We start from the raw sequence: 11,618 nt of genomic DNA, 5'->3' as shown, positions 1-11,618 counted from the left end.
GCTTTCCCCATAGGAAATCACACACCTCCCGCGGCCTCCTCCTAGTCAGGTTTCCCAACGCGGGCCACGCTCAGCACAAGCTGAAATCTCGCACCATGGCCCGCATCGAAAAACCTAAAACAAAGCGCTAATTCGCTACGAATGCATCAATGGCTGCTTAGGCACCATTTGAGAAGCGTTGTGTTTATTGACGGAACGGGCGATACTCCGTTCGGATCAACGGGCAAGGTCGCATCTGCTTTTTCTGAACGAAGTGGCTTTTGCCGTAATTCAACCAGGTCAAATGAGGTATCCGAACTTGCAAAAACCAGCAATTTGGACACTTTTCTTTGTGCTCACTTTTTTCGCGGGCTTCTTTGTTAAAGCGGCAATGGAGACTGCCCAAATCGCGGCGTTTTTCACAGAAAATATCACAGAAATTGCTGGCTGGGCGCTCTCATTTCTAGGGGCTTTTGGGGCGGCGTTGTTAATCGGGTACCTGATCTTGAAGCGCTTCCTTCAGCGAAAATTGGGTGCGGCTTCCCTGAGTGATCCACAGCAAATGGTGACTGAAGTCGTCGACCAATTGTCAAACCCCAACGAAATATCGAATCCGTCCAGTCAAGATCGTCAAAAAGGCGCGTTGATCTCACTAGCACTGTTCTTCATTCGGCGCAGTTCACTTCAGTTCTATGCTTGGCTGCTGGTGACCGTGGTTGGAGGCACCATAGGTGCTGCTACCATCATTCTGCTGAACGAGCAGAACCTAAAACTGGACACGCAAAACGAGCGGATTTTGGAGCAGAACGAACAAATCGTCCTGCAAACGCAAGCGAACATCGCTGCTTCAATTCTGCTGGAAGGCTCGCGACGGGCCGCACTATCGGGCGGGATGGATGCTCTATTCGAAGAGATTCGAAATGAACCTCTGAACATCGAAAAAGAATGCAACGGCGTCGTTGAAGAATCTTGTTTCAGACGAGTCAACGTTGTCGACCAGTGGGATGAGGCATCCGAAGCCAAAGTTTATTACATGTCAGGTGCTTTGATCAACAAAGTAACTAGTTTTGCCACAACAAGCACTCCCTACCCTGTTGCTATCTCAAACGGCCAGCCATTGGACATGTCCGTCGCTCTGGAGCAACAATTTTCTTTTCCTGAACTTAGCCCAGAAAGGGGTTTGCTGCTTCAGAATCTCGTTCGCAATCAAATTTCCGTTCCCAGCGTAGATTTTTCAAAATCCCTGCTCATCGGTGCCGACCTGAGAAACGCATCACTGACTTACGCCAACTTTACTGCATCAGATTTTCGTCAAGCTGACCTTTTCAGAGCAAATCTCTCGTTGGCAAACATGGCCTTTGCCAACTTGTCACAAGTTCAGCTGAGCACCGCAACTCTAAGTTCGACTGACCTGACTTCAGCGAACTTAACTGGTGCGATTCTAGGAGAGGCAGATTTTCGCGCGGTAAATCTAAAAAATGCAAACCTTAGCGGCGCTTACGTCGAAGAGGCAATGTTCTCGAATGATGATCGCAGCGAGGAAGAGAAAGCGCGCGACCAACAGACGTACGACGAATTTGTTAAGGAGAACGGTTACGTCCCAGAGCCGATTCTTACCGAAGCAAATTTGGAAGGAACCTGGGCTTGGAAAGACATGCCACCGTATGGCAAAGACGACTTATTGGATAGAATTATGCTGTGCCGGTTTGATCCAATAAGGCACAAACGAGATTTGCCACCGGATGTGTGTGAAACGGAGTGACCCGCAGTCTTTAGAGGTCGATTTCATTATCCCATTGCGGCGCTTTTAATAGACCCTAGGTGCTCGAATGAATTCTCAAATTCCCAATACCTCAACGCCTTTTCCGCATGCGCCTCCTGGCTGTCTAGCTGTCCCTCAATACGGACCTTCGTGCAGCCCGCAGCATCGGTTGCTTTGGGGCTCTTCTGGAACTTCGCCGCGTTGGTCACGAGTGGCCGGATCGGGGCATCACAGCCGTTCGCTGCGCGGTGCCTGAACTGGTAAGACGCGGACTTTTCTGTCCTTCGCTGCAATTGTCTCTAATGACCGCTTTATCATCTGAGGTGTAGGTGGTTCAAACTCTGGCTATGAAGCCAATGTGTCAAGTCGCACTCATTGAGACCAGTCGGCACGGGTACCGCGCGCATCGAGATGAACAAAAGTGTCGTATTCACCAACCCCACCTTCGAATACTCCTTCTTCCCTGATACTTCGGAAAAAGGTTGCCAACTGCGCAGCCGACCAGTTTGAAGACGAAACATCTACACCCAAAAAGGTCATCTGTACACTTCGGGTCGCACTTCCGATGCATAAATTGTATTGAGGTGTTCTGAAAGCACTAATGATAGTCACATCCGCATCAGTGCGATCTCGTAACTCGTCTATAGCTCTCGTAACCCCGACGATGTTCGGCCACATTGCTTTTGGAGGTGGGCCATTCAAGCCATAGCACCGATTGCCGACATCATGGTGCGCTGATCCCATTACGAGTACCTCTTCAGGTTTGACGTATTTCACATCGTTGTCAGAAAAAAACTTTGAAAACTCTTCTAAATAGGCTGGATCAAGGTCCTCAATCCCAATAGCGCGGGTTGTTGACGAGTCCTGTCGTTGAACAATACTTGTGTTCCTCTGGGCATATCCAACCTCTCCGTAAGCCCATGATAGTTTTCGGCTCAATTCGGCTAATGCTATTTGATCTTCTTCGCTCAGATCATCGTCACCCTGCGCAATCAGATTCGCCCGCTCCTTCTCTAGGGAGTTTATTTTATCTCTAGTGTTATCTCTGCGTGTTTTAAGTTCCACATGATATTTGGCCCATGCATTTCTAGATGCGTCGTCAGCAAGATAGCTAAAATACTCGGCAAAACGTATACGCAATTCGATGTCTTGAGAAATTCCGTTTTCAATATACTGAGATACAAAACTTCGATAATCGTTAGTTTGCTTAGAGCGCTCCTGAACTATTTGAATCCAGTAAGGCAAGATCGCCGCAACAACACCAACAATAGTCGTGCCAAATACTACCTTGTAAAAACCCCACCGAGCTTCATACCTCCGCGTATCGGCTTCATTATGAAGGGTTAGGAGTTCTTCGATTTCTTCATTCAGTTCAGACAAAGTCGCGCCAATCCCTTCGATGAATTCCTTGTGAATAAACCTTGTACTCAAACGCTAGACATTCGGATTGGTTTAGGCAACCTTGGAACGCTGCCTGAAAAACGGTGATGTACGCAACGGAAGCAGACACTCATTTGCAGCGCAGCATCTGTGTCTCTGGGCTCCGAGCCGCCTTCCGCGCTGCGGCATGACTGTAAGCCTCGGATGCCAACCCGGCGACGCGCCCGGCCCACAGCGGTCTTTCGGCCTACGAACGGATGCTGCGATGCAATCCCCGCAAGCGGACATTGGTCGAAGTGGTATCTGAAGAGTCACCAGAACGATTGAAGCGCACACACTTTTTGCTTTTCACGGAAATCAATACGTGTCTGACGTCAGCGATAATGGGTCCAGTTAGGTATAGTGCTAATAATGGGTTTGTTACGCTTTGTAACCACCAAGTAGCGGATTATGAGAAAGACAACGAAGAGCCTTAGCGAGAAGGTGGTCAACGCCAAAACTGGTTAATGAAGATCTGGGCAGCGTTCTAAGCCACCGTATTTTTTTTCTCGTATATGCAGCTGAATAGAACGGAACAGCCACAGTAACTTTTCACCGTCTAAGTCGCTGTGACCGTCTATCAAATTGCGATCAGCTTCCACAAACCAAAATGGAACGCTTCTTTGGCTTGGGCCGTGGTCTTGCTCGCAAACGTAGACCCCTTCTTCACGAACGGATGCATAGTGTGTCAAATAACTCTTGGAATTTGTGACAGTGGTGAAAGCATCTATCCACTGGTCGCCTCTTAGCTGGCTTGAAAAAATGGCCGTGGGAACCACGCCCATTGGGAACATGATTTTAGTTGCCCAGTCTGTTTCGGACCCAACTGCAACCAAGTTTGGAGAGTAAAAAGGGTATTTTGGGTACTCAGTACTGAGCGAATGCAGGACGGAAAACCTCTCTGCTTCAATGGCGGGGTTTATCAGTACCAAAACGTCGCCTAAACCATCGACAACCGGATTGTAGCGATTGTACGGATGGTTGGCTCCATACTTTACTGCGTACGCAGAGGAGTTTGCCTGAAATGCGATTAGTCCTCCAAAGCTATGCCCGATCGTAAATATCCTAAACTTTTCGTCCGCACCGAATTCGGCTAGCCTGTCTGCCTGAATCTGTTTGATCGTTGCGAAGAACTCCTGAACGGAGCCTTCCGCAACCCGATCTGCCGCAGCTTGCCTTGACCAAAAGGTTAGTAGACTCAGCGGAAATTTGAGCGTTTCTCCCGGCCAACCCACGTATACTCCTATTGTTTGCCGCTCAGTGTTCTCCTTTGATCTGGCCGCCAGAAACGATTTGAAGGCGGAGACATTAGAATTTCCTTGAGAAGCGTTGTTCTGCCAGCCATGGACAAACACAAACAATTCTGTGTTCCCTTCGCTTTCCTCTAAGACTCTGCGGATTTTTTCATAGGCAACCAGCGCCTGTCTTTGATCGTAGTATGAACCTTGATCGTCAAACTCTACATACGCCAGGGTGGCACTCCCCACTTCCTCCAAAGTACCACAATCTTCAATTGGCTTGAGCATCAGACAATCATCCGGAATCGCTCGGTGTGCGACGTTGGGCGTCCTATGAAAAGCGAAAACAGCAACGAGTAATAAAAATATAATGCTCTTCTTGCCGAAAACGTTTCGCACGGTTTGTCCTCCGGCCCAACTACTCTGTCAGTATGGCACGACCTAACCCTTTGAAACAATACAATGCAAAGTCTTCGCTTTCTAAAGCCATCGACACCTAAATTCGCGATACTTTGTTGGCAGTTTCACTTTGCTTGGATGGAGCGGCCCAAACCTGTCATTCAAAATACTTGCGGTCTTTGCGGCGCAGCTAACCCAGTGTGGTCATTCGTGCGCAAAAAAGAATTCAAGACTGTCCGATTCACGAGCCGCTCGCCAGAACCTTCGTACGGTACAAGCGTCGCTATCAAAGACAGCAGCGCTTGAATTTCTTTCCGCTGCCGCAGGGGCAAGGATCGTTGCGACCGATCTTCCGCTTTACTACTTGGGCAGGTAGGTCTTCAAACTTTTGTAGCGGCGCTGCCTTCGTCGTGATCGCCTCAAGCTCAAAGTCAAATGCGTGCGGTGCACGAACCTTGGCCCCAAATCGCGGTTTCCCAGTCGTCGGTTCCAATAACAACCCAAACCAATTTCCCGCACGCTGAGCATACTTTCGATACAACATGTGTGAGCGCAGTTTGTCAGAAGCTTCCTGATTTGGGTCGGAATTTACATGTATGCTAAGGCCAGCGTCTCTATGCTCAAGAGGGATAGTCAAGTCATGATGCCCGCCGGTGCGCCCGGCATCCCTAATCATGAGATCAAGCGTAGAACTCATTTTTCGAACCGAGTCTTCACCCATCTCCAAAATAGCCAAGCCCATGCCAACTGAGAACTGATTGGGATCATGCTCAACCTCCGCAACTAATTTGCCTAGCCGAGTATTTTTAAGCTTTGTGAGAATGCCCTTTAGGGTGTCCTTCCCCGGTAGACCGTCCCTGCGCACGGTCATCGCTGCATCGAGCTCACTTGCAACGGTGTCGTCCAGCAACATCATATTAAGAGCGTCGTCGACCCATAGATTTTGGCGTAGATAGTAGCCAAATGTAGCCAGTTCGTTGGTGACAAGTATCTTTTCACCAAACTGTGCCCTCAATGTGATGTAGCTGAGCAAACGCAACGGAGATGGCAGCATTTCGGTAACCACGTCGATCAGGAAAAGATCGCAAACCAGCGGCGCTCCAAGTAGGCTGTCAGTCGTTGATTTGAGAAACGACCTCGCTTGCATAGCCAATGCCGGATAGTGATCCGCCAAGACGCACACTGGGTAGACGCGCTCAATATTCGAAAGATCAGGTTCCCTTCCATCTGGGCAGACATATCGGACGCCTTCTTTCGGAATCGCCTTCGCACAAGTTACTGCTTGGTCGTACGCCTTCTGGACAGCACGGCCAAAATCATCTTTTAGTTTCTCAAGCTTTCCTTTTCTGGCTGGAAGAGTAAGGCGCTGAGATTTCGCCTGAAAGATCAATGCGTACTCACCAAACACGACTAGGCAATCCATTTCGCCTATCCGTTTCTTACCTTCGTAGACGTCTACGTTAGAAAAGACGGATTCACTTCCAAATATTGAAATTAGTCGTTCAGTTAGAAACGTCTCAGTAAAATCACCGCGATTGCTGGAAGCGGTGGGGAAGTACTCCTTGTCTTCCGAAAACCAATAGAAGGGGCTGTCATAGGAAGCCTCCACAAGCGGATAGTACTGGAACAGGTACTGAGCACCGTTCGGCGCTTGCAAGATAGGTGTTACAGCTACCTCATTGAAATCATCAATTTGCGAGTAATCCTTGTGACCCTTTTCAGATTGGTAGGTGAAGGCTGAAAGGAACTTAGCCACTTCCTCCGTTGTTTTTCCGCATCTAGCTGCAATGTCATCAATATCGAGCCGAAAACCCTCCAAAACAGTCCACTCTGACGGATGTTTCTTCCTCATTTCCCCAAGGACGGAGGCTAGGATCTGATTTTGGGAGTCGAAGAGAGCACGGCAGATTTCACGCGCATCGATAGGTGAATAGCCTTTTTTGTCAATGAGCCAGTCACCGTCATTAGCGTAGCGGTCGCACGCCATGTCACGAAACTGAAAAACGTATGCAGACTCCGCCGCATAGAAAACCGCTTCCCGAAGCGCTTCACCGGTGGACATGGGGTCAAATCCAGATTGGATCGCTTCGGCTGACATACCTCCATAAGCATCGGCCGTCATTCGGTCGTGGTATTCGGCGAGAAGACTATCCGATAACTCGATCAACTCGGTCATTCCTGCCGGGGCCGGGAGTGACCAATCGAGCTCTGCTTTGACCATGCAGCCAATAAGTGCATTGATTTCGTTGCGGATTAGCCTTTCGAAGGATCGCATTTTTGCGAAGTCGTCTCCGGTAACATCCTTTCTGTAGCGGATGACATTGTCCCGAAAGCAAAGGTAAGCAACAGCATGCACATAGCCAGGGCGCGAACAAAGCTCCACAAGGTCATCAAATATTTCCCGCTCGGTTCTTGGCTCCGTTTGCATGTTCGCACCATAAAATTCTAAAAAAGTATGCCTTTGGATACTGTATCGGCGAACTGACGGCCATGGTCCATGGATGCGAATCCCAGAGCTCGGTAGTGTTCAATGCCAAGGTCCGCTTTTGGAAACTGTTATTGACCCATTTGCACTCGCAGCGAAGGTCGGATTCCCGCCGATTGTGTTGAAAAACTCCGAATTTTAGATGCCGCAATTTTTCGGAAAGAACCCTTGATGCCGAAAAGTCAGATGAGATCTGTCATGAGGCGCAGTGAGCTGGCACATGAGCGGCAGAAGACTAATTTGGCCGAACCCCTCGTCTCAAAAAGCTGGTTGCGCTGTACGGACAAAAATTTCGCCGATTTTGCCAAAAACGGTGTTTTTCAACACAATCCGCCCATCACACAAGCCATGCTGAACTGCGAATGATATCCGTTACTGAATGCAGTACAGAGGAAACTATCGAAGCCGTCAGGGGGGGTAAATGGGTGGATGGAATTTCCCATCATCCATCTAATCAACTGATATTTATCAATAATGTCGGGTAATTTGGTGCGGGTGAAGGGACTCGAACCCCCACGCCATAGGCGCCAGAACCTAAATCTGGTGCGTCTACCAATTCCGCCACACCCGCACAGCCGCACGGCGATCGTATCGAAGTCGTGCGGTATGATGTTGCTTAGCAAAGCTCTTGGGCGGATGCGAGAGGAAAACCGGCGACGCTCGGGACGGCAGGATCGAAACTGGCGATGACGTGCGGTCGCTCATGGCAATCGCTGGATTGATACCACGGCTTGGACTTCGACGCAGCTGGCGGTCTAGACGCCGAGTGCACGAAACACGTCCGGCATCTGCTCCGGGATGTCTTCAGCAACCAGTGCAGGGCCAAAGGCAAGCGCGCATTCGGTATGCAGCCATGTCGCGATCTCACAGGCTTGCATCGGGCCCATGTCACGCGCCAGAAGTCCTGTTATGACCCCAGCGAGCACATCCCCTGATCCCGCCGTGGCGAGCCAGGGCGCGGCGCGTTCGTATTGTGCCGAGTGAACAGAGCAGCGCCCGTCGGCGGAGGCCATCACCGTTGCGGCCCCCTTGAAAAGGACGGTGCACCCCGCTCTTTGCGCAGCAGTGCGGGTCGCATCCACCTTTGAATAGGCCGGGCCCTCGGTCGGTTCGGCCGCCAGCTTTGCCGCGAGATCCGGGAACAGGCGGGCGAATTCGCCGCCATGCGGTGTCAGGACAGTCCGGTCATGGCAAAGCTCGAACAGGTCGGCAGGCGCCTTGTGAAACATGCTCAACGCGTCAGCGTCCAGTACCGTCGCACGATACAATGGCAACGCCGCCTCGACCAGCCCGCGCGCTTGATCCCCTATGCCCAGCCCGGGACCAAGACAGAGCGCATTCAGCCGCGTGTCCCAAAGGAGCTCCGTCAACGCCTCGGCATTGGCAATCGGGACTTGCATGATCGCGGTGATATGGGAGGCGACTTCCGCCTGCGCCTTGGACGGCACCCCCAACGTCACCAACCCGGCCCCAACCCTGAGTGCCCCGCGTGCAGTCAGCCGGGCTGCGCCCGTCCGTCCCGGGCCGCCAGACAGGATGAGCGCGTGACCCTGAGAATACTTCTGCCCTTGCGTTGGTTTTGCCAGCGCTCGCGCTGCGGGAGGCTCGACCATCCAGACATAACCGGCACGTTCATCGCTCTGCTCAGCATGGGGCAAACCGATGTCCTTGACCACGACCTTATCAGAGTGGGTGTCAGCGTCTTCGAGCCGATGCGCGAGTTTTTCCGAGTGAAAGCTGACGGTAAGATCAACCCTTGGGCAACAGCCCAACCATTTGCCGCTGTCCGAACAGATGCCGGAGGGCACATCGACGGAAACGCAGCGTACCCCAAAATCGGTCCGAACCGTCTCCAGATTGCCCAGCACGAATTCGGCATCGCCTTCGACAGGCCGGGTCAGGCCGGTGCCAAAGATTGCATCGACAACGAGATCGGGCATGTTTTTCACGCTGCCCGCGCTGCGATCCGTCAGCGGCACACAAGGTCCCTGTGCAACCCAGAGATCATGATTTGAGCGCGCATCCGTTGGCAGTTTTTCCGCCTTACCATAGAGATGCGCTGTCACGGTCCAGCCACGGTCGTGCAAATGTCGCGCTATGACAAAACCGTCGCCACCGTTGTTTCCGGGGCCGCACAGGATCGACGCCGTATGATCACCTGAAGCAAGATCCGGCCATTCTTCGAAAATCGCCTCGACCACTGCGGCGCCGGCCCTTTCCATCAGGTCAAGTCCGGTTACACTTCCCGATGCAATGGCAGCCCGTTCGATTGCGCGCATCTGGGCTCCGGTCAAGAGTTCAGCCATATCCATATCCCGTCGATTCAAAGTTGCCTATTTTTCGTGCAAATCGCTCAGAAAGAGGGCAACTCAATAAGTTTGACACGCGCTTCCCTTGCACGGCCACCGTAACCGATTGTGGACCCGGAATAGAAGTGGTCTGCCGCATTTGAGCAATCGTCCGTCAGGAGGGGCCGATGAAGAAGATCGAAGCGATCATCAAACCATTCAAACTCGATGAAGTAAAAGAAGCGCTTCAGGAAGTTGGCGTGCAGGGGCTGTCGGTGATCGAAGTCAAGGGCTTTGGTCGTCAGAAGGGCCACACAGAACTCTACCGCGGCGCGGAGTACGTCGTCGATTTCCTGCCCAAGGTGAAAATCGAGGTTGTCCTCGACGATGACCAGGTGGATGGCGCAATCGAGGCGATTGTTGATGCGGCCAAGACCGACAAGATCGGCGACGGCAAGATTTTTGTCAGCTCCGTCGAGCAGACAATTCGCATCCGCACCGGCGAGACCGGCTCGGATGCGCTGTAACCGATATCAAATTTTCTTTCCAAAAGGGGAAATCAGGAATGAGCAAGGACGCAGTTCTCAAGCTGATCAAGGACGAGGATGCCGAATATGTGGATATCCGGTTTACCGATCCGCGTGGCAAACTTCAGCACGTGACCGTTGTCGCCGATCTGGTAGACGAGGACTTTCTTGAAGAAGGCTTCATGTTTGACGGCAGTTCGATCGCGGGCTGGAAATCGATTGAAGCGTCGGACATGAAACTGATGCCCGATACGGAAAGCGCCTATATCGATCCGTTCTACGCAGAAAAAACGATGTGCATTCATTGCTCCGTCGTGGAACCCGACACCGGTGAACCCTATGAGCGCGACCCGCGCGGAACCGCGGAGAAGGCCGAGGCCTATCTGAGGGCGACCGGGATCGGCGATGTGGCCTATATGGGGCCGGAAGCGGAGTTCTTCCTGTTTGACGATGTTCGGTACTCGAACACGATCAACAAGGTGTCTTACGAAGTCGATGCGACCGACGCCTCCTGGAACAGCGATACCGAATACGAGATGGGCAACATGGGTCACCGTCCCGGCGTCAAGGGCGGCTATTTCCCGGTCAACCCCATTGACGAAGCGCAGGATCTGCGGTCCGAGATGCTATCGACCATGAAGCGGCTCGGCATGAAAGTGGACAAGCACCACCACGAAGTGGCGTCCTGTCAGCACGAGCTGGGCCTGATCTTTGGCACGCTGACCAAACAGGCGGACGAACTGCAGAAATACAAATACGTCGTGCACAATGTCGCACATGCCTACGGCAAATCCGCGACCTTCATGCCCAAGCCCATCGCGGGCGACAACGGCACCGGCATGCATGTCAACATGTCGATCTGGAAGGATGGCAAGCCGCTGTTTGCCGGGGACAAATATGCCGACTTGTCGGACGAGGCGCTGTATTACATCGGCGGCATCCTGAAGCACGCCAAGACGCTGAACGCTTTCACCAATCCCGGCACGAACAGCTACAAGCGGCTGATCCCGGGCTTTGAAGCGCCTGTTCTGCGCGCCTATTCTGCCAGCAACCGGTCGGGCTGTATCCGCATTCCGTTCTCGGAATCGCCCAAGGCCAAGCGCGTCGAAGCCCGATTCCCCGATCCCTCGGCGAACCCGTACCTGTGCTTTGCAGCACTGCTGATGGCGGGCCTTGATGGCATCAAGAACAAGATCCACCCCGGCGAAGCCATGGACAAGAACCTCTACGATCTGCCGCCGGAAGAGCTGGCCGGTATCGAAACAGTTTGCGGATCTCTCCGCGAGGCGCTGGATTCACTGGCAAACGATCACGACTTCCTGCTGGCTGGTGACGTGTTCACCAAGGACCAGATCGAAGGCTACATCGCGCTGAAGATGGAAGAGGTCGAAACCTACGAGCACACGCCGCACCCGGTTGAATACGCTATGTATTACAGCTGCTGATCACCGCGGATCACTATTGATAGATTTAGGCGCTCCGAAATCGGGGCGCCTTTTTCGGTGCCGTGGCGGATATTCG

General features: G+C 52.2%; 8 protein-coding genes and 1 tRNA gene. 4 read left to right on the top strand and 5 right to left on the bottom strand.

Annotation, left to right across the window (positions count from 1 at the left end):
* Positions 1–298: 298 nt before the first annotated feature.
* Positions 299–1,741 (top strand): pentapeptide repeat-containing protein, encoded by a 1,443-nt coding sequence (locus tag QO231_RS23890; RefSeq protein ID WP_316782279.1) that lies wholly within the window; start codon positions 299–301, stop codon positions 1,739–1,741.
* A 372-nt stretch (positions 1,742–2,113) separates the two neighbouring features.
* Here QO231_RS23890 and QO231_RS23885 read toward each other — a convergent pair whose 3' ends face one another.
* From QO231_RS23885 to QO231_RS23875, 3 genes are all read right to left on the bottom strand, one after another.
* Positions 2,114–3,121: a D-Ala-D-Ala carboxypeptidase family metallohydrolase gene (locus QO231_RS23885; protein WP_316782277.1), complete on the bottom strand. Its 1,008-nt coding sequence runs from the start codon at positions 3,119–3,121 to the stop codon at positions 2,114–2,116.
* Between the two features lie 503 nt (positions 3,122–3,624).
* Positions 3,625–4,797 carry a hypothetical protein gene (locus QO231_RS23880; RefSeq protein WP_316782275.1) on the bottom strand — a complete coding sequence of 391 codons (1,173 nt, stop codon included), beginning with the start codon at positions 4,795–4,797 and terminating at the stop codon, positions 3,625–3,627.
* Between the two features lie 286 nt (positions 4,798–5,083).
* On the bottom strand, positions 5,084–7,225 hold the full coding sequence (locus QO231_RS23875) for a YecA family protein (RefSeq protein ID WP_316782273.1): 2,142 nt from the start codon (positions 7,223–7,225) through the stop codon (positions 5,084–5,086).
* 255 nt (positions 7,226–7,480) lie between these two features.
* Here QO231_RS23875 and QO231_RS23870 point away from each other — a divergent pair, with 255 nt between their 5' ends.
* Positions 7,481–7,648: a hypothetical protein gene (locus QO231_RS23870; protein WP_316782271.1), complete on the top strand. Its 168-nt coding sequence runs from the start codon at positions 7,481–7,483 to the stop codon at positions 7,646–7,648.
* A gap of 121 nt (positions 7,649–7,769) precedes the next feature.
* Here the strand turns inward: QO231_RS23870 and QO231_RS23865 are convergent.
* Positions 7,770–7,853: transfer RNA gene (locus tag QO231_RS23865), tRNA-Leu, on the bottom strand.
* Between the two features lie 184 nt (positions 7,854–8,037).
* Complete coding sequence (locus QO231_RS23860; protein WP_316782269.1) at positions 8,038–9,588, bottom strand: NAD(P)H-hydrate dehydratase; 1,551 nt, start codon at positions 9,586–9,588, stop codon at positions 8,038–8,040.
* Between the two features lie 170 nt (positions 9,589–9,758).
* On the opposite strand from QO231_RS23860, the gene QO231_RS23855 reads away from it, so the two are divergent.
* Entirely contained in the window at positions 9,759–10,097 is a 339-nt protein-coding gene (locus QO231_RS23855; RefSeq protein WP_316782267.1) for a P-II family nitrogen regulator, read from the top strand.
* A 38-nt stretch (positions 10,098–10,135) separates the two neighbouring features.
* A complete protein-coding gene (glnA, locus tag QO231_RS23850) occupies positions 10,136–11,542 on the top strand; it encodes a type I glutamate--ammonia ligase (protein WP_316782265.1) in 1,407 nt (468 codons plus the stop codon).
* The last annotated feature ends 76 nt before the right edge of the window (positions 11,543–11,618 follow it).

Source organism: Sedimentitalea todarodis, from assembly GCF_032595355.1.
GTDB lineage: Bacteria > Pseudomonadota > Alphaproteobacteria > Rhodobacterales > Rhodobacteraceae > Sedimentitalea > Sedimentitalea todarodis.
This window is presented reverse-complemented; position numbering and strand designations above follow the sequence as displayed.